Here is an 18,747-nt window from a genome sequence, read left to right on the forward strand (position 1 = left end):
TGCGTCCTTCACATCAGGGGGTGGGAGGAGGGCGAAGCCGCCCTCACTCATCCTCCGCATCCAGGAGTTCCATGTTGAGGCCCAGGCCACGGACCTCTTTGACCAGCACGTTGAAGCTCTCGGGGACACCGGCCTCGAAGTTGTCCTCGCCCTTGACGATGGACTCGTAGACCTTTGTCCGGCCCGCCACGTCGTCCGACTTGACGGTGAGCATTTCCTGCAGCGTGTAGGCCGCGCCATAGGCTTCGAGTGCCCAGACCTCCATCTCACCCAGACGCTGGCCACCGAACTGGGCCTTACCGCCAAGCGGCTGCTGGGTGACAAGGCTGTAGGGCCCGGTCGAGCGGGCGTGCAGCTTGTCGTCGACAAGGTGGTGCAGCTTGAGCATGTATTTCACCCCGACCGTCACCGGCCGTGCGAACTGCTCACCCGAACGCCCGTCAAAGACGATCGACTGGCCGCTCTGGTCGAAACCGGCCCGACGCAGCGCGTCGTTCACATCGGCCTCTTTCGCACCGTCAAAGACCGGCGTGGCGATGGGAACGCCCTTGCGGACCGCATTCGCGGCCTCAAGGAGGTCGGTTTCCTCCATCTCGCCGAACGCCTCGTCATAGACCTCGTCGCCATAGGCAAAGCGCATCTTGTCACGCACCGGGGTCAGGTCGCCCGAACGCCGGTATTCCTCCAGCGCCTCGTCGATCTGAAGGCCCAAACCGCGCGCGGCCCAGCCCATATGCGTTTCAAGAATCTGCCCGACGTTCATCCGCGACGGCACGCCCAGCGGGTTCAGAACCATGTCCACCGGGGTCCCGTCGGCAAGGAACGGCATGTCCTCCACCGGCACGACCTTGGAGATGACGCCCTTGTTCCCGTGACGCCCGGCCATCTTGTCGCCCGCCTGAAGCTTGCGCTTCACCGCGACGAAGACCTTGACCATCTTCATCACGCCCGGGGGCAGGTCATCGCCGCGACGAACCTTCTCGACCTTGTCCTCGAACCGGGCTTCAAGCGCACGCTTCTGGATGTCGAATTGCTGGTGCAGCGCCTCGACTTCCTGCGCGTCGGCCTCTTCGCCCAGGGCAAGCTGCCACCACTGGCCGCGGCTCAGCGTGGACAGCAGTTCCTCGGTGACCTCGGACCCGGCCTTGACGCCTTTCGGCCCCTTGACCGCCGTCTTGCCAAGGATCAGCGCCTTGAGACGCGCGTAGATGTTGCGCTCCAGGATCTCCAGCTCGTCATCGCGGTCGCGGGACAGGCGCTCGACCTCTTCACGCTCGATCTGCAGCGCACGTTCGTCCTTGTCGACGCCGTGACGGTTGAACACCCGCACCTCGACGATCGTGCCATAGGCACCCGGCGGCAGGCGCAGCGAGGTATCCCGCACGTCCGATGCCTTTTCGCCGAAGATGGCGCGCAGAAGCTTTTCTTCCGGCGTCATCGGGCTTTCGCCCTTGGGGGTGATCTTGCCGACAAGAATGTCGCCCGGCACCACTTCGGCACCGATATAGACGATCCCTGCCTCGTCGAGGTTGCGCAGGGCTTCCTCACCGACGTTCGGAATGTCGCGCGTGATTTCCTCTGGGCCGAGCTTGGTGTCACGGGCCGCGACTTCGTATTCATCGATATGGATCGAGGTGAACACGTCGTCCTTGAGGATGCGCTCCGAGATCAGGATCGAGTCCTCGTAGTTGTAGCCGTTCCACGGCATGAAGGCCACGACCACGTTTCGGCCAAGGGCCAGTTCGCCCATGTCGGTCGAGGGACCGTCGGCGATGACCTCGCCGCGCTTCACCGTGTCGCCGACCTTCACCAGCGGGCGCTGGTTGATGCAGGACGACTGGTTGGACCGCTTGAACTTGCGCAGACGATAGATGTCCACGCCCGGCTCACCCGCTTCCAGCATCTCGGTCGCGCGCACGACGATCCGGGTCGCATCGACCTGGTCGATGACGCCGGCCCGGCGTGCCATGATCGCGGCACCGGAATCACGCGCCACGACGCTTTCGATCCCCGTGCCCACGAAGGGCGCATCCGATTGCAGCAGCGGGACCGCCTGACGCTGCATGTTCGAGCCCATCAGCGCGCGGTTGGCGTCGTCGTTCTCAAGGAACGGGATGAGCGAGGCCGCCACCGAAACAAGCTGTTTCGGCGAGACGTCGATCAGGTCCACGGCCTCGGCCGGGTTCAGCGTGAACTCGCCCGCCATCCGGGTCGAGACGAATTCGTTGACGAACCGCCCTTCCTCGTCCAGCGCCGCGTTGGCCTGCGCCACGGTGTGACGCATTTCCTCGGTCGCCGAGATATAGACGACGTCGTCCGTCACCTTGCCTTCGACCACCTTGCGATACGGCGTCTCGATGAAGCCGTACTTGTTCACCCGCGCAAAGGTCGCGAGGCTGTTGATCAGACCGATGTTCTGACCTTCCGGCGTCTCGATCGGGCACATCCGGCCATAGTGGGTCGGGTGAACGTCGCGCACCTCAAAGCCCGCACGCTCCCGCGTCAGACCGCCCGGGCCAAGCGCCGAAAGGCGCCGCTTGTGCGTCACTTCCGACAGCGGGTTGGTCTGGTCCATGAACTGCGACAGCTGCGAGGAGCCGAAGAATTCGCGCACCGCGGCAGCCGCCGGTTTGGCGTTGATCAGGTCCTGCGGCATCACCGTGTCGATATCGACCGAGGACATGCGTTCCTTGATCGCACGCTCCATCCGCAGCAGACCGACGCGATACTGGTTCTCCATCAACTCGCCGACCGAACGCACCCGACGGTTGCCGAGGTGGTCGATATCGTCGATCTCGCCCTTGCCGTCGCGCAGCTCCACCAGCCCGCGGATACAGGCGATGATGTCCTCCTTGCGCAGCGTCCGCTGCGTATCGGGGGCATCGAGGTCCAGACGCATGTTCATCTTGACCCGGCCCACGGCCGAAAGGTCATAACGTTCGGCGTCGAAGAACAGCGTGTCGAAAAGCGCACCGGCCGCATCGACGGTCGGCGGCTCACCCGGGCGCATGACGCGGTAGATATCCATGAGCGCGGTTTCCCGGTTCATGTTCTTGTCCGCAGCCATGGTATTGCGCATGTAGGGGCCAACCTGCACGCCGTCGATGTCGAGCACCGGGAGCTCGGTGATGCCCTGGTCGAGCAGGGTCTTGAGCGTGCCGCCCGTCACCTCACCGTCGCGATCGGTGTCCCAGGTGAGCTCGTCGCCCGCCTCGACCCAGATCTCGCCGGTTTCCTCGTTGATGATGTCCTTCGCGACATAGCGCCCGACGATCTGGTCGAACGGCACCAGAAGCTCGGTCACCTGCCCTTCGTCGATCAGCTTCTTGACCATGCGCGGCGTCATCTTGTCGCCGGCCTTGCAGATCACCTCGCCGGTGGCGGCGTCGATCAGGTCATGCGTCGGACGGGTGCCGCGCACACGCTCCGGGAAGAAGCGCGTGACCCAGCCGCGGTTCTTTTCCAGACGATAGCTCACCGTCTCGTAATAGGCGTCCATGATCGCCTCCTGATCCATGCCAAGGGCATAGAGCAGGGTCGTCACCGGCAGCTTGCGGCGACGGTCGATGCGCGCGAACACGAGATCCTTGGCGTCGAATTCGAAATCGAGCCACGAACCGCGATAGGGAATGATCCGGCAGGTGAACAGAAGCTTGCCCGAGGAATGGGTCTTGCCCTTGTCGTGGTCGAAGAACACGCCGGGGCTGCGGTGCATCTGGGAAACGATCACCCGCTCGGTCCCGTTCACGATGAACGTGCCGTTCGACGTCATCAGGGGCATGTCGCCCATATAGACGTCCTGTTCCTTGATGTCCTTGACGGACTTGGCGCCGGTCACTTCGTCGACATCGAACACGATCAGGCGCAGCGTCACCTTCAGCGGCGCGGCATAGGTCATGTCGCGCTGCTGGCACTCATCCACGTCGTATTTGGGTTTTTCGAGCTCGTATTTCACGAACTCGAGCACCGCCGTCTCGTTGAAATCCTTGATCGGGAAAACGGACTGGAAAACGCCCTGAATCCCTTCGCCGTCCAGCGGCTTGTCGGCTTCGCCCGACTTCAGGAACAGGTCGTATGAGGATTTCTGAACCTCGATGAGGTTCGGCATTTCCAGCACTTCGCGGATTTTGCCATAATACCGGCGGATGCGCTTCTGGCCAACGTAGCTCTGAGCCATGCTCGTGGTCACCTTTCATCTTTTCGCGGGCCTGCGAGCCGTCGGGCCTCGGCCGCCGCCGCTTGCGAAACAGGGGGTCTCGGTTCCATTCCTGCCGCTCGTCCCACCGGGCGGCTCCCGAACCTCGACCTTCCCCTGGTAAAGGCTCCGTCGCGCGAAGCCCTCACCAGGACAGGTCTCTCAGACAGATTTGGCCGGGCCCGAAAAAACTCCGGGCCCAGCCTGTTCAGTGCGATCAGGGGCGGCGCCCCCGTCGATTACTTCAGTTCGACCTTGGCGCCGGCTGCTTCCAGCTTCGCCTTGATCTCTTCAGCTTCGGCTTTGCCCGCAGCTTCTTTCACCTTGCCGCCAGCTTCGACCAAGTCCTTGGCTTCTTTCAGGCCAAGACCGGTGATGCCGCGCACTTCCTTGATCACGTTGATCTTCTGTGCGCCCGCGTCGACGAGAACCACGTCGAACTCGGTTTTCTCTTCGGCAGCTTCAGCCGGGCCAGCAGCCGGGCCGGCCATCATCACGGCGCCGCCAGCAGCGGGTTCGATGCCGTATTCGTCTTTCAGGATGGTTTTCAGTTCCTGAGCCTGGAGAAGCGTGAGGTTCACGATCTCTTCGGCGAGTTTCTTAAGATCAGCCATTTTACCGTTTCCGTTCTTTCAGTTGTGTTCCAACATGCCGGGTTTCAACCCTACGCATGTCCGACAGTGCTCACGCGGCTTCACGCTCTTCCAAGGTGGAGAGGATGCCCGCGATGTTGGAAGCAGGCGCGCCAATGGCCCCGGCGATGTTCGAAGCAGGTGCCCCGATGCAGCCAACGATCGAAGCGATAAGCTCTTCACGCGACGGCATTGCGGCAACGGCCTTCACACCGGCCTGGTCCAGAGCCGTCTCACCCATCGCCCCGCCAAGGATCACGAACTTGTCGTTCGTCTTGGCATAGGCTTCCGCGACCTTCGCTGCTGCGACAGGGTCTTCGGAATAGGTGAGAACGGTCATGCCCGAAAGAAGGTCAGCAATGCTTGCGCAGGGCTTACCCTCAAGGGCGATCTTGGCGAGCTTGTTCTTGGCGACGCGAACGGACCCGCCCGCTTCACGCATACGCGCGCGCAGGTCCTGCATCTGAGCAACTGTCAGACCTTCGTAGTGTGCAACCACAACCACGCCAGAGCTTTCAAAGATCTGGCCGAGTTCCTCGACCATTTTCTCTTTCTGGGCTCTATCCACAGTATTACTCCAAGTTTGAGGGGAAATTCCCCCCGGCTCAAGTTGACCGGAAAGATTCCGGCCGTTCGGGTCCGTGAAGGGTCCCGAGGCCAAATCGCCCGAGGTAGTCCCCGGAATTCGTCTCGTTTCCCATCTCAGGCAGGATATTAAGGCCACGAAGGCCCCCCACCGTCTCGGACAGGACAGGGCGTTGCCGCCCCGTCATTCTGCCGGGGGGGTTACCCCGGCGGAATTCTCAGTTGCCGCTCGCCGAGGCGAGATCGACCGACACGCCCGGCCCCATCGTCGAGGACAGCGAGACCTTGCGCATATAGGCGCCCTTGGCCCCGGTCGGCTTGGCGCGCGACACGGCCTCGACGAATGCACGGACGTTCTCGGCCAGCTTGCCCTCGTCGAACGAGATCTTGCCGATACCGGCATGGATCACGCCGGCCTTCTCGACCTTGAACTGGACCTCACCGCCCTTGGCAGCCTCGACGGCGGCCTTGACGTCCATCGTCACCGTGCCGACCTTGGGGTTCGGCATCAGGTTGCGCGGCCCGAGGATCTTGCCGAGCCGGCCGACCAGCGGCATCATGTCCGGCGTCGCGATGCAACGGTCGAACTCGATCTTGCCCGACTGGATCGTCTCCATCAGGTCTTCGGCGCCGACGATATCCGCACCGGCTGCCTTGGCCTCTTCGGCCTTGGCGGCGCGGGCGAAAACCGCAACGCGCACGGTCTTGCCGGTGCCGTTCGGCAGGGTGACGACGCCACGCACCATCTGGTCGGCGTGACGCGGATCGACGCCGAGGTTCAGCGCGATTTCCAGCGTTTCGTCGAATTTGGCCGAGGCATTCGCCTTGATCAGCTTGACCGCATCTTCGACCGACAGGTTGTCCTTGCCGGCAAAAGCCTCACGCGCGGCGCGCGTCCGTTTTCCGAGCTTTGCCATGGCTTAACCTTTCACCTCGATACCCATCGACCGGGCCGAGCCCAGGATGATCTGCATCGCTGCCTCGATGTCGTTGGCGTTCAGGTCCTTCATCTTGGCCTGCGCGATCTCCTTGACCTGCGCAACCGTCACCGAACCCGCGACGTCGCGGCCCGGCTTCTTGGAGCCGGAGTTCAGCTTGGCGGCCTTTTTCAGGAAATGCGACGCGGGCGGCGTCTTGATTTCCATCGAGAAGGACTTGTCCTGATAGTAGGTAATGATCACCGGCGTCGGCGCACCCTGCTCCATGTCCTGCGTACGGGCGTTGAAGTCCTTGCAGAACTGCATGATGTTGATGCCGCGCTGACCCAGCGCGGGGCCGACCGGCGGGGATGGGTTGGCCTGCCCCGCCTTCACTTGCAGCTTGAGCTGCCCGATTACTTTCTTGGCCATCTGGCCTCTCCTTTGTCACCAGCCCCGTGGGCATATGGTTTAGTGGTCCGGCGCAAGGCCTCCCACGAGATACACGTCAGGCGCCCTTGGACACCTGCGTGAATTCCAGCTCGACCGGGGTCGCCCGGCCAAAGATCGACACGGTCACCTTGAGGCGGCTGTTGCCTTCGTCCACCTCTTCGACCATGCCGGCAAATCCCTCGAACGGGCCGTCCGTCACCTGCACCTGCTCACCGACTTCATAGCGGATCAGGTTGCGCGGCGCGGCCTCACCCTCTTCGACGCGGTTGAGGATCGCGTTCACCTCGGCATCGCGCATCGGCATCGGCTTGCCCTGCGGGCCCAGAAAACCGGTGACGCGGTTGATCGAGTTGATCAGGTGATAGCCGCGGTTCGTCATCTCCATCCGCACGAGCACATAGCCCGGCATGAAACGGCGCTCGCTCGTGACTTTCTTGCCGCGGCGCACCTCGATCACATCTTCGGTGGGAACGAGAACTTCCTCGATCTCATCCTCAAGACCGTTCTCTGCGACGGCTTGCTTGATCTGCTCGGCGACCTTCTTCTCGAAGTTGGAGAGGACGCTCACCGAATACCAACGCTTCGCCATCAGTCTTAACCCCACATCCCCGGCGATCGCGTCACCGTTCGTTCATCAATTTCTGCCAAGCTTGCGCCCGCACTGCCCGGAACAAAAAACAGCGCGCATACCGAATCGATGCACGCCGGTTCCGAAGGCAGGGCCTTGCCTTACATCCCCGCCCCCCCAAGCGCAAGACCGGATGCGCCGAAACGCGCCCGCGCCGCGCCGACCGGTTCAGCCGAAAAAGCCCAGCAGCGTCGTCAGGCCCGTCCTGATAAGGAAATCGACGGCAAAGAAGAACACGGCCGCAAGCGCCGCCATGATGAAGACCATCACGGTCGTCAGCGTCACCTCGCGGCGGTTCGGCCACACCACCTTCGCGACTTCGCTCCGCACCTGCTGGATGAACTGGAGTGGATTTGCCTTGGCCATGAATCTTTGTCCCATACTGGTTGGCGGTGCAGATATCGGGTTGCGTGGCGGTTTTCAAGCCGGGCCGGCATCAAGGCCGCAGAAGCGTGATCCCGGGCCGGCCCTCGAGACGGCGCAGATCCTCGGCATAGGCGAGGGCGCTTTGCGCCAGAAGCTCGGGTTCAAGGGGAGCATAGGCGGTCACGTCTCCGGATTTCGGGAACATCTCCCGTGCCTTGCGCGCGGCGCCGGGCGGAAACTGCCCCTCGGCGGCCCAGGCCGCAAGCTGTTCATGTGCCCGCGCGGAAAGGCCCTGATGCCGCGCCCCCTCCAGCGGCTTCATCCAGCGCGCCACGCCCTCGGTCACGGCAATACCCAGGATCTGGGGCAGCAGGCGCGGATAATCCTCCATCCGCCAGATCACCAGTTCCTCGACCCGGGGCAGCGCGAGAATCTCTTCGGCCACCTGCGACCAGCGCAGCGCAAGCGGGTCGGTCGCTTTCACATACTCGTCAAAGGGGATGAACGGTCCGGCAAAAAGCCGCTGCGAATAATTCGAGACCAGGTGCGTCGCGGGGTCCCGCACCGCCAGCAGCACCTTTGCCCGCGGAATGCCGAGCCGCCGCAGCAACCGTCCGATGCGTTGTGCGCCATCGGGATAAAGACGGACGGGCGCGACCCGCCGAAGGCTGTAGGTGCCGCCAAGCAGATTTTCGTCCGAGACGAACACCTGCTTGTGACCCTTGCAGAGCCGGCGGAAGCCGGTTCGCATTCGCAATGCCCGCAGAAAGGGCAGCAGTCCGGGATCGCGGGCAACGGGCTCAAGGTCGATGATCTGGCCGCGCAGCATATGCGGCCCGAGAAACGTCACGTCCTGCCGTCGCAGGCGCCATCCCTGCGACCGGATCGTATGCTGCAGATGCGTGCTGGCCGTCTTGTGCGCGCCAACGTGAAGAACGATCTGCGGCGCGTTATGCGTCCCGGTTTCTGCGGAACTGGCAGGGGCAGGGGGACTCGAACCCACGACCCTCGGTTTTGGAGACCGATGCTCTACCAACTGAGCTATACCCCTTTGCCTGCCCGCGACCTACGGGTTTTGCCCGCCAAGATCAAGAGCGATTTGCGAGGCCTGAAACCGAATTTGTCCCTGACGGACATGCTTCAAAGGAAAGGGGCCGCCCGAAGGCAGCCCCCCTAAGTCGCGTCAATGTCCGCGATTACTCGATGATTTTCGAGACGACGCCGGCGCCGACGGTGCGGCCGCCTTCACGGATGGCGAAGCGGAGCTTCTCTTCCATGGCGATCGGGGCGATCAGCTCGACGTTGAACTTCAGGTTGTCGCCCGGCATCACCATCTCGGTGCCCTCGGGCAGCATCACCGTCCCGGTCACGTCCGTCGTCCGGAAGTAGAACTGCGGCCGGTAGTTCGCGAAGAACGGCGTGTGACGGCCGCCTTCCTCTTTCGTGAGGATGTAGGCCTCGGCCTCGAACTTCGTGTGCGGCTTCACCGAACCCGGCTTGCACAGAACCTGACCGCGCTCCACACCGTCACGGTCCACGCCGCGCAGCAGCGCGCCGATGTTGTCGCCGGCCTCTCCGCGGTCCAACAGCTTGCGGAACATCTCGACGCCCGTGCAGACCGTCTTCTTGGTCGGACGGATGCCGACGATCTCAAGCTCGTCGCCCACGTTCACAGCGCCACGTTCCACACGGCCGGTCACGACCGTGCCGCGGCCCGAGATCGAGAACACGTCTTCGATCGGCATCAGGAACGGCATGTCCACGGCGCGCTCCGGCGTCGGGATGTAGCTGTCCACCGCCGCGATCAGCTCGCGGATCGAGTTCTCGCCGATCTCCGGGTCACGCCCTTCCATCGCCGCCAGCGCCGAGCCCTTGATGATCGGGATGTCGTCGCCGGGGTAGTCGTAGGACGACAGAAGCTCGCGCACTTCCATCTCGACCAGTTCCAGAAGCTCCGGATCGTCCACCTGGTCGACCTTGTTCAGGTAGACGACCATGTAGGGAATGCCAACCTGACGGCCGAGCAGGATGTGCTCGCGCGTTTGCGGCATCGGCCCGTCGGCCGCGTTCACAACCAGGATCGCGCCGTCCATCTGCGCCGCACCCGTGATCATGTTCTTCACATAGTCGGCGTGGCCGGGGCAGTCCACATGCGCATAGTGACGCGCCTCGGACTCATATTCCACATGCGCCGTCGAGATCGTGATCCCCCGCGCCTTCTCCTCCGGCGCGCCGTCGATCTGGTCGTAGGCCCGGAACTCACCGAAATACTTCGTGATCGCAGCCGTCAGCGTCGTCTTGCCGTGGTCAACGTGACCAATCGTGCCGATGTTGACGTGCGGCTTGTTACGTTCAAACTTTGCCTTTGCCATATTCCGGGGCGCCCCATGGTTAAGGGGGTCCAGCAGGACCCGATGAAACATCGCGGGCGATGTATCCAGCCCATCCGGAAAAATCAAGAAGGGAAACGACCTCGGCACAAGATCGACGACTTGACGTCACATGGACCCGGCGGGGGCCCGGCGGGGGTCGGCAAGGGGTGGACGCGGCTGGATGCGATGGCCGGGCCATTTATATAGGGATCAAGGAGTCATGCCATGGACCAGACCGTTCCGAACCCGCCCCTGCCCGTTCAGGTCCCGCTTGCCCGGGAACCCTGGGGGATCTGGAAATCGTTCCGTGTCGCGCGGCGCAACCTGCTGGAACTGATCCCCGAACTTGCCTTGCGGCAGCCGATGGTTTCGGGGCGGATGGGCAAACGCTGGCACATGATCATGGATCCGGGCGCGAACCGCCGTGTGTTGCGCGACGCGGTGGACGACTATCCCAAATCGGATGTCACGAAGCTGATCCTGCGCCCCGCTATCGGCGAAAGCCTGTTCGTCGCGGAAGGCGCGCATTGGCGCTGGCAGCGCCGGACGGCCGCACCGGCCTTTGCGCTGCGCAATATCCAGAACCTCGGTCCCGTCATGACACTGGCCGCGGAACGGTCAGTGGACCGGCTGGCCGCGTCGGCGGGACGTGCCACGAATGTCTTTGACGAGATGGTGACAGCCACGTTCGAGGTGATCTCGGACGTGACCTTTTCCGGCGATGAGGGGTTCGACCGCAGCGCCGTCCATCACGCAATCGACAACTATATCGCCCAGACCGCGCGGGTGTCGCTGCTCGACATAATCGGCGCGCCGATGTGGGTGCCGCGCCCGGCGCGCGTTATGTCGAGCGGCGCCCTGCGAGAGATGAAACGCGTGGCCGACGGTGCGATCGAGGCGCGCCGAAAAACCGGCGCGAGGCCGGTTCCCGACCTGCTCGACCTGCTGCTGGAAGGTGAGGACCCGCAGACGCAACGACGCATGACCACGGCCGAGCTTCGCGACAACCTTCTGACCTTCATCGTCGCCGGGCATGAGACGACGGCCCTGACCCTTGCCTGGGCTCTCTATCTCTGTGCCTTCGATCAGACGGTTCAGGACCGCGCCCGGGCCGAGGCGCAGGCGGTGCTGGGCGACCGGCCCGCCACCGCGGCGGATCTCCCTTCGCTGCCCTATATCCGCCAGATCGTCGACGAAACCCTGCGGCTCTATCCTTCGGCCGCATTCCTGGCCCGCACGGCGCAAAAGCCCGACCGGCTGTGCGGGCGGGAGGTGCGCGCGGGCGACACGATCATGCTGCCTATCTACGCGCTGCACCGCAACCATCTGCTCTGGCCCGACCCGCATCGCTTTGACCCGAACCGGTTCGCCGACCCGAGGGCCATCGACCGCTTTGCCTATCTTCCCTTCGGCGACGGCCCACGCGTCTGTATCGGCGCATCCTTTGCCCTGCAGGAAGCCGTGATCATCCTTGCCACGCTGCTCGCGCGGTTGCGCTTTGCCCCGGTGCCGGGCAAGGAACCGCGGCCTGTGCTGATCCTTACGCTGCGGCCCGAGGGCGGCGTCTGGCTGCGCGTCGACCCCGTCTAGCGAAGGGTCCCGCCGGCCCGTCCAGCGAAGCGCGCACCTGACTGACGCGGCCTAGTTGAAGCGGTTGTCGCGCGGAAAGCCCCGGGGCGCCATCCGGCCCGAGGTCGCCCGCTTGCCCAACCACTCCGCCAGATCGGATTCCGTCCGCGTGCGCCCGGCGGGGTCTTTCCACGACAGCCCCGCCGCAAGGGCAAAGGTCGTAAGGTCCGACAACCCGCCATCCTTGTATTTCTGAAGGCGGACCCCCTTGCCACGGGCCATTTCCGGCAACTCGTCCAGAGGGAAGACCAGAACCTTGCGGTTTTCGCCTACCACCGCGACGTGATCGCCGGAAACGACGCGGCAGACCTTTGCCCGCACGCCGTCCTTGACGTTCAGAACCTGCTTGCCGGCCCGGGTCTGCGCCAGAACCTCGTCCGCGGCCACGACAAAGCCGTCGCCGTCCGACGAGGCGACGATCAGCCTGCTGGCGGGACGATGCGCGAAAATCTCGACGATATCCGCGTCATTCGGCAGATCGACCATCAGCCGCAGCGGCTCCCCCATGCCGCGCCCGCCCGGAAGGTTGGCACCGAGGATGGTGTAGAACCGGCCATTCGTGCCGAAGATGACGATCTTGTCGGTCGTCTCGGCGTGGAAGACAAAGCGGCCTTCGTCCCCGTCCTTGAACTTCAGCTCCTGATCGAGCGCGATATGCCCCTTCATCGCCCTGATCCAGCCCATGCGGGAACAGACCACGGTGATGGGCTCCCGGTCGATCATCGCCTCCAGCGGCACGTCTTCGACCTGCGCGGCCTCGGCAAAGCGGCTGCGGCGGGCACCGCCCGGTGCCTCGCGGCCGAACTTTTCCGCCGTTTCGCGCAACTGCTCGGCGATCCGCGCCCATTGTACCGCTTCGCTGGACAAAAGCGTCTCCAGACCGGCGCGCTCGGCCTGCAGGTCGTCGCGCTCGCGCCGCAGCTCCATCTCTTCCAGCCGCCGCAAGGACCGCAGCCGCATGTTCAGGATCGCCTCGGCCTGAACATCCGTCAGGCTGAACTCGGCCATCATCACGGGCTTCGGCTCGTCCTCGGTGCGGATGATCTCGATCACCCGGTCGAGGTTGAGGAAGGCGATGATATAGCCTTCCAGAACTTCCAGCCGGTGGTCGATCTTTTCCAGCCTGTGCTGGCTGCGGCGGACCAGAACCTCGCGCCGGTGGTCAAGGAACGCCCGCAGCACCTCGCGCAAGCTGCAGACCTTGGGCGTCCGCCCGTCGATCAGCACGTTCATGTTGAGCGAGAACCGGGTTTCCAGATCGGAGTTGCGGAAGACCATGCCCATCAGAAGCTCGGGGTCCACCGTCCGCGACCGGGGTTCGAGGATCAGGCGGATATCCTCGGCGGATTCGTCGCGCACATCGGCCAGCACCGGGATCTTCTTGGTCTGGATCAGTTCCGCCAGCTTTTCGATCAGCTTGGATTTCTGCACCTGATAGGGGATCTCGGTGATCACGATCTGCCAGGTGCCGCGGCCCAGATCTTCGATCTCCCACCGGGCGCGCAGGCGAAAGGCGCCGCGGCCGGTGCGATAGGCCTCAAGGATATTCTCGCGCGGTTCGACGATGACGCCGCCGGTCGGGAAATCGGGGCCGGGCACCAGCGCGACCAGTTCATCGTCGGTCACATCCGGACGATCGACCATGAGCAGGCAGGCATCGACCAACTCGCCGATGTTATGCGGCGGTATGTTCGTGGCCATGCCCACGGCGATCCCGCTCGACCCGTTCGCCAGAAGGTTCGGGAAGGACGCCGGCAGCACCACGGGCTCTTCCAGTGTGCCGTCGTAATTGGCGCGGAAATCGACCGCGTTCTCCGCCAGCCCTTCCATCAGCGCCTCGGCGGCGGCGGTCAGGCGGGCCTCGGTATAGCGGGCGGCGGCGGGATTGTCGCCGTCGATATTGCCGAAATTGCCCTGCCCGTCGACCAGCGGGTAGCGGACGTTGAAGTCCTGCGCCAGCCGCGCCATGGCGTCATAGATCGCGGCGTCGCCATGCGGGTGGTAGTTCCCCATCACGTCGCCCGAGATCTTGGCCGATTTCCTGAACCCGCCCGTGGAGGAAAGCCGCAGTTCCCGCATCGCGTAAAGGATACGCCGGTGCACGGGTTTCAGCCCGTCGCGCGCATCCGGCAAGGCCCGGTGCATGATCGTCGACAGGGCGTATTGCAGATAACGCTCCCCCAATGCGCGGCGCAGGGGTTCCGAGAGCGAGGGTTCTTCCGGGGCGGAGTCGATGGTATCGGTCATCCTTCCCCTGTAAACGGGGCGACAAACCCGGTCCAGTGGCGAATGAGAACAGATGTCGCGGAAAACCATCCTGATCACCGGCTGTTCTTCCGGCATCGGCCATGCGGCGGCACATGCGCTGCAGGCGCGCGGCTGGCGCGTCTTTGCGACCTGCCGGCAGGAAACGGATGCCGCCCGCCTGCGCGCCGAAGGGTTGGAGAGCTTCGTGCTTGACTACGCCAGCGGATCCAGCATCGCTGAGGCTGTGGACGAAACCCTCTCGCGCAGCGGCGGCACGCTTGACGCGCTTTACAACAACGGCGCCTTCGCAATCCCCGGGGCGGTCGAGGATCTGCCGCGCGAGGCGCTGCGAGAGATCTTCGAGACCAATCTCTTTGGCTGGCACGATCTGACGCGGCGGGTGATCCCCGTCATGCGGGCGCAGGGACATGGGCGGATCGTCATGTGCTCGTCCGTGCTGGGCCTCGTGCCGTTGAAATGGCGCGGCGCCTATGTCGCCACGAAATTCGCGCTGGAGGGCCTGACCGACGTCTTGCGGCTGGAAATGCGCGACACGCCGATCCATGTCTCGCTGATCGAGCCGGGGCCGATCACCTCCCGGATCAGGATGAATTCGATTCCGCATTTCGAGCGCCATATCGACTGGCAGGCTTCCGCCCGGGCCGGACAATATCGCGAAAGCCTGCTGAAACGCCTTTACGCCGATCGTGACCCGGACCGGTTCGAGCTGCCCCCGGATGCGGTCACGCGCCGTCTGATCCACGCGATTGAGGCGCCGCGCCCGAAGCCGCGATATTATGTCACCACGCCGACGCATCTGATGGGGGGGCTGCGACGACTTCTCCCGACGCGCGCGCTCGACTGGCTGATTTCCAGGGGGTAAGGATCGTATCGGCGGCGCGGGACCCTAAATAGGGTCAAAGGAAGGAATCATCATGCTGCAGGACCCTCTCTTCATCGTCGGGATGCTTGCATCCCTTGTCGTGCTCGTGATCCTGCTCTTCGGGATCGGCACCTTTGCCCGGGGCGGAGAGTTCAACCGCCGCCATGCGAACCGCATCATGCGCTACCGGATCATCGCGCAGGCGGTCGCGATCGCGCTGGTCCTCGGCTTTGTCGCCCTGCGCCAGATGGGGGGCTGAGATGGTCGTCCTGAACCGCATCTACACCCGCACCGGCGATGCCGGCCAGACGGCGCTCGGCAATGGCGCGCGTGTGCCCAAACACGATCTGCGCGTCGATGCCTATGGCACCGTGGATGAAACGAACGCGACGGTGGGCCTTGCCCGGCTTCATGCCGATGGGCTGATCGACCAGCGGCTCGGGTTGATCCAGAACGATCTTTTCGATCTGGGCGCGGATCTCTGCCGACCGGACATGGACCGCGATGCCGAGGCCAAGTTTCCGCCGCTGCGCATGGCCGCCGCGCAGGTCACGCGGCTCGAAACCGAGATCGACGAGATGAACGCGGGCCTTGCCCCGTTGCGCAGCTTCGTACTGCCGGGCGGATCGGCCCTTGCCGCGCATCTCCATCTTTGCCGCACGGTCAGCCGCCGGGCGGAACGGCTGGTGGTGGAGCTCGCAAGCGCCGAGGACGTGAATCCGGATGCGATCCGCTATCTGAACCGGCTGTCGGACTGGTTCTTTGTGGCCAGCCGGATCGCGAATGACAGCGGCGCGGGCGATGTGCTTTGGGTGCCAGGGGCGAACCGCTAGGCGCGCCCCTTCAGAATGTCGCGGATCTCGGCCAGAAGCTCTTCCTGCGTCGGCCCCTTGGGAGAAACCGGCGGCGCGTCGGGTTCGGGCGCGCGCGGGTGCTGACGGGCGGCCGCCTCTTTCACCTTGTTCACGCCCTTGACCAGCAGAAAGACGACCCAGGCGATGATCAGAAAGTTGATGACCGCCGTGATGAACGCACCGTAGCGGAAGACCGCGACGCCCTCGGCCTCGGCCGCCGCAACGCTGGAAAATGACTCGCTCGAAAGCGCGATGAAGAGGTTCGAGAAATCGACGCCGCCGGTGAATATCCCGATGAGCGGGTTGATGAGATCCTGCACCAGCGAATTCACGATCGCCGTGAACGACGCCCCGATGATGATACCCACGGCAAGCTCGATAACATTGCCACGGGCGATGAAATCGCGGAATTCCTTCAACATGACGCGCCCCCTTTTTTCCTCTTTCTGATGCGGGCGGGCCAATCTGGCAAGGGCGGCCGTGCCAACGCGCGGGAAAGCGCATCATCCATGGGATTTTTTTATCGATGCGCGGGAACCGGAACGGACTTCGGGTGTTGTGGAGCAATGCGCGCGAAACTCGTCAGGGTCAAAGACGCGCAAGGCGGTACAGGCACAAACAAACTGGCCTCGGATCAATGCCGGGGCCGTTTTGCCCGTAGCTCCTGCCGCAAGGCAGACCGCGATGTAGAGGAGTGGCAGGCCGGGATTGATGCCGGCTCAGGTGAGATCTGGGTTTTTACGTCCTGACACGTTCCCAGTCCGTGCGTGTCCATCCACGCTGCTGCTCCCCCTCTTGCTGCCTGTTATAGCAGCGGATTCTGCGTCGTGGAACAATATCTTTGCGGAAAAATGACGACATATGGCGGGGGGATCCATCCGAAAGAATGGGGCCCGAACGGAAAAGGGCCGCGCCCCGCGCGACCCCGTTCATTTCCTGCCAGGACACCCTTATTGGTCGAGGAAGCTCCGCAGCTTGCGGCTTCGGCTCGGGTGCTTGAGCTTGCGCAGCGCCTTCGCCTCGATCTGCCGGATACGTTCGCGGGTGACGCTGAACTGCTGGCCGACCTCTTCCAGCGTGTGATCGGTGTTCATGCCGATGCCGAACCGCATCCGCAGGACACGCTCTTCCCGCGGCGTAAGGCTGGCAAGCACCCGCGTCGTCGTCTCCTTCAGGTTTTCCTGAATCGCCGAGTCGAGCGGCAGGATCGCGTTCTTGTCCTCGATGAAATCCCCGAGCTGGCTGTCTTCCTCGTCCCCGATCGGGGTTTCGAGGCTGATCGGCTCCTTGGCGATCTTCATCACCTTGCGGACCTTTTCCAGCGGCATCTGCAGCTTTTCGGCCAGCTCCTCGGGCGTCGGTTCGCGGCCGATTTCATGCAGCATCTGCCGCCCGGTGCGGACCAGCTTGTTGATCGTCTCGATCATGTGGACCGGGATACGGATCGTGCGCGCCTGATCCGCGATAGACCGGGTGATCGCCTGCCTGATCCACCAGGTCGCATAGGTCGAGAACTTGTAACCGCGCCGATACTCGAACTTGTCCACGGCCTTCATCAGGCCGATATTGCCTTCCTGGATCAGGTCCAGAAACTGCAGACCCCGGTTCGTGTATTTCTTGGCAATCGAGATTACCAGCCGCAGGTTCGCCTCGACCATTTCCTTCTTGGCCTGCCGCGCCTCTTTCTCGCCCTTCTGGACCTGATTGACGATGCGGCGGAACTCGCTGATATCGACACCGACATACTGGCCGACCTGCGCCATCTCGTTGCGCAGTTCCTCGACCTTGTCGCGGCTTTTCTCGATCAGCGTCTGCCAGCCACGGCCGGATTTCTGCGCCATCCGGTCCAGCCAGACGGGGTCAAGCTCATAGCCCTGATATTCGTCGATGAATTCGCGGCGGTTGATGCGGGCCTGATCGGCCAGCTTCACCATGCCGCTGTTGATCGACATGATCTTGCGGTTGATCCCGTAAAGCTGGTCGATCAGCGCCTCGATCCGGTTGTTGTGCAGGTGAAGCGAGTTCACCAGCTCTACGATTTCCGACCGCAGCTTCTGATAGGCGGCCTCATCCACGACGGAAAAGCTGCCGACCTCGTTCAGGGTCGCCGACATCCGCTGGTCCTGCATCTCGGCCAGTGAGGAATAGTCGCGCGCGATCCTGTCCAGCGTCTCGAGCACACGCGGCTTGAGCGCGGTTTCCATCGCCGCCAGCGACATGTTCGACTGGTCGTCGTCCTCATCCTCTTCGTCGCCGCGCGACAGCGGGTTGCCATCCGCGTCAAGCTCGGGCTCCGACGACTTGCGGGACTGCGAGGCGCCCGCGTCGAGCCCGTCCACGACGGGTTCGTCCATATCGTCGTCGTCGTCCATCGAGCGGCCAAAGGTCGCCTCCAGGTCGATCACGTCGCGCAGAAGGATATCCTCGCTCAGCAGCTCGTCGCGCCAGATCGTGATCGCCTGAAAGGTCAGCGGGCTTTCGCAAAGCCCTGCGATCATCGTGTTCCGGCCCGCCTCGATCCGCTTGGCGATGGCGATCTCGCCCTCGCGCGACAAAAGCTCGACCGAGCCCATTTCGCGCAGGTACATCCGCACCGGGTCATCGGTCCGATCCAGCGTCTCGGATTGCGTGGTCGCAACAGCGATCTCGCGCGAGCCGGAGGTCTCGACCACGGCGCCGCCCGTTTCGCCTTCCTCGGCCTCTTCGTCCTCGATCACGTTGATGCCCATTTCCGAGAGCATCGACATCACATCCTCGATCTGCTCCGACGACACCTGATCGGGCGGCAGAACCTGATTGAGCTGATCATAGGTGATGTAGCCCCTCTCCCGGGCATCCGCGATCATCTTCTTGACGGCCGTCTGGCTCATATCAAGTGTGATCTCGGTTTCCTGGTCTTCAGGTTTGCCGTCATCGGTATCTTTGGCAGCCATGGATGCTCCTTCGGAAGGGACAGAATCCGAATCGTTTCCCGTGTTTAGCGACT

At 63.5% G+C, this 18,747-nt stretch carries 16 protein-coding genes and 1 tRNA gene; 4 read left to right on the forward strand and 13 right to left on the reverse strand.

All coding sequences use genetic code 11. From position 1 onward, the window contains the following. Positions 1-43 precede the first annotated feature (43 nt). The 10 genes from rpoB to tuf all read right to left on the reverse strand — a co-directional run bounded on the left by rpoB (position 44) and on the right by tuf (position 10,148). Complete coding sequence (rpoB, locus tag ACFSGJ_RS05350; protein ID WP_390259960.1) at positions 44-4,177, reverse strand: DNA-directed RNA polymerase subunit beta; 4,134 nt, start codon at positions 4,175-4,177, stop codon at positions 44-46. A 257-nt stretch (positions 4,178-4,434) separates the two neighbouring features. Then, a complete protein-coding gene (rplL, locus tag ACFSGJ_RS05355; RefSeq protein WP_390259961.1) occupies positions 4,435-4,809 on the reverse strand; it encodes a 50S ribosomal protein L7/L12 in 375 nt (124 codons plus the stop codon). 70 nt (positions 4,810-4,879) lie between these two features. Continuing rightward, the gene (gene rplJ / locus ACFSGJ_RS05360; RefSeq protein WP_390259962.1) at positions 4,880-5,395 is read right to left on the reverse strand and encodes a 50S ribosomal protein L10; all 516 of its coding nucleotides are present in this window, start codon (positions 5,393-5,395) and stop codon (positions 4,880-4,882) included. A 235-nt stretch (positions 5,396-5,630) separates the two neighbouring features. Then, on the reverse strand, positions 5,631-6,329 hold the full coding sequence (rplA, locus tag ACFSGJ_RS05365; RefSeq protein WP_390259963.1) for a 50S ribosomal protein L1: 699 nt from the start codon (positions 6,327-6,329) through the stop codon (positions 5,631-5,633). A 3-nt stretch (positions 6,330-6,332) separates the two neighbouring features. Beyond that, the gene (gene rplK / locus ACFSGJ_RS05370) at positions 6,333-6,761 is read right to left on the reverse strand and encodes a 50S ribosomal protein L11 (protein ID WP_150420948.1); all 429 of its coding nucleotides are present in this window, start codon (positions 6,759-6,761) and stop codon (positions 6,333-6,335) included. Positions 6,762-6,837: 76 nt separating this feature from the next. After that, complete coding sequence (gene nusG / locus ACFSGJ_RS05375) at positions 6,838-7,371, reverse strand: transcription termination/antitermination protein NusG (RefSeq protein ID WP_390259964.1); 534 nt, start codon at positions 7,369-7,371, stop codon at positions 6,838-6,840. A gap of 207 nt (positions 7,372-7,578) precedes the next feature. Then, positions 7,579-7,776 carry a preprotein translocase subunit SecE gene (gene secE / locus ACFSGJ_RS05380; RefSeq protein ID WP_390259965.1) on the reverse strand — a complete coding sequence of 66 codons (198 nt, stop codon included), beginning with the start codon at positions 7,774-7,776 and terminating at the stop codon, positions 7,579-7,581. A 70-nt stretch (positions 7,777-7,846) separates the two neighbouring features. Further along, positions 7,847-8,779 carry a hypothetical protein gene (locus ACFSGJ_RS05385; protein ID WP_390259966.1) on the reverse strand — a complete coding sequence of 311 codons (933 nt, stop codon included), beginning with the start codon at positions 8,777-8,779 and terminating at the stop codon, positions 7,847-7,849. Continuing rightward, positions 8,752-8,827: transfer RNA gene (locus ACFSGJ_RS05390), tRNA-Trp, on the reverse strand. Before ACFSGJ_RS05390 ends, ACFSGJ_RS05385 begins: the two co-directional genes overlap by 28 nt. A gap of 145 nt (positions 8,828-8,972) precedes the next feature. Continuing rightward, positions 8,973-10,148, reverse strand: coding sequence for an elongation factor Tu (gene tuf, locus ACFSGJ_RS05395; protein WP_390259956.1), 1,176 nt, complete (start codon positions 10,146-10,148; stop codon positions 8,973-8,975). Between the two features lie 225 nt (positions 10,149-10,373). On the opposite strand from tuf, the gene ACFSGJ_RS05400 reads away from it, so the two are divergent. Continuing rightward, entirely contained in the window at positions 10,374-11,738 is a 1,365-nt protein-coding gene (locus tag ACFSGJ_RS05400; protein WP_390259967.1) for a cytochrome P450, read from the forward strand. Between the two features lie 51 nt (positions 11,739-11,789). On the opposite strand, the gene parC is transcribed toward ACFSGJ_RS05400, so the two are convergent. Beyond that, the gene (gene parC / locus ACFSGJ_RS05405; RefSeq protein WP_390259968.1) at positions 11,790-14,024 is read right to left on the reverse strand and encodes a DNA topoisomerase IV subunit A; all 2,235 of its coding nucleotides are present in this window, start codon (positions 14,022-14,024) and stop codon (positions 11,790-11,792) included. Positions 14,025-14,076: 52 nt separating this feature from the next. On the opposite strand from parC, the gene ACFSGJ_RS05410 reads away from it, so the two are divergent. Genes ACFSGJ_RS05410 through ACFSGJ_RS05420 form a run of 3 tightly spaced genes read left to right on the forward strand, consistent with a single transcriptional unit; the run spans position 14,077 to position 15,740 of the window. Next, complete coding sequence (locus ACFSGJ_RS05410) at positions 14,077-14,907, forward strand: SDR family oxidoreductase (protein WP_390259969.1); 831 nt, start codon at positions 14,077-14,079, stop codon at positions 14,905-14,907. 52 nt (positions 14,908-14,959) lie between these two features. Continuing rightward, positions 14,960-15,166, forward strand: a complete 207-nt coding sequence (locus ACFSGJ_RS05415; RefSeq protein WP_390259970.1) for a twin transmembrane helix small protein — start codon at positions 14,960-14,962, stop codon at positions 15,164-15,166. Between the two features lies 1 nt (position 15,167). Next, positions 15,168-15,740 carry a cob(I)yrinic acid a,c-diamide adenosyltransferase gene (locus ACFSGJ_RS05420; protein ID WP_390259971.1) on the forward strand — a complete coding sequence of 191 codons (573 nt, stop codon included), beginning with the start codon at positions 15,168-15,170 and terminating at the stop codon, positions 15,738-15,740. On the opposite strand, the gene mscL is transcribed toward ACFSGJ_RS05420, so the two are convergent. Both mscL and rpoD read right to left on the reverse strand, forming a co-directional pair. Continuing rightward, positions 15,737-16,183: a large conductance mechanosensitive channel protein MscL gene (mscL, locus tag ACFSGJ_RS05425; RefSeq protein ID WP_390259972.1), complete on the reverse strand. Its 447-nt coding sequence runs from the start codon at positions 16,181-16,183 to the stop codon at positions 15,737-15,739. The genes ACFSGJ_RS05420 and mscL overlap by 4 nt on opposite strands. 528 nt (positions 16,184-16,711) lie before the next feature. Further along, positions 16,712-18,694 (reverse strand): RNA polymerase sigma factor RpoD, encoded by a 1,983-nt coding sequence (gene rpoD / locus ACFSGJ_RS05430; RefSeq protein ID WP_390259973.1) that lies wholly within the window; start codon positions 18,692-18,694, stop codon positions 16,712-16,714. Positions 18,695-18,747: the final 53 nt, after the last annotated feature.

Origin of the sequence: Halodurantibacterium flavum (genome assembly GCF_042681825.1) — a bacterium.
GTDB lineage: Bacteria > Pseudomonadota > Alphaproteobacteria > Rhodobacterales > Rhodobacteraceae > Halodurantibacterium > Halodurantibacterium flavum.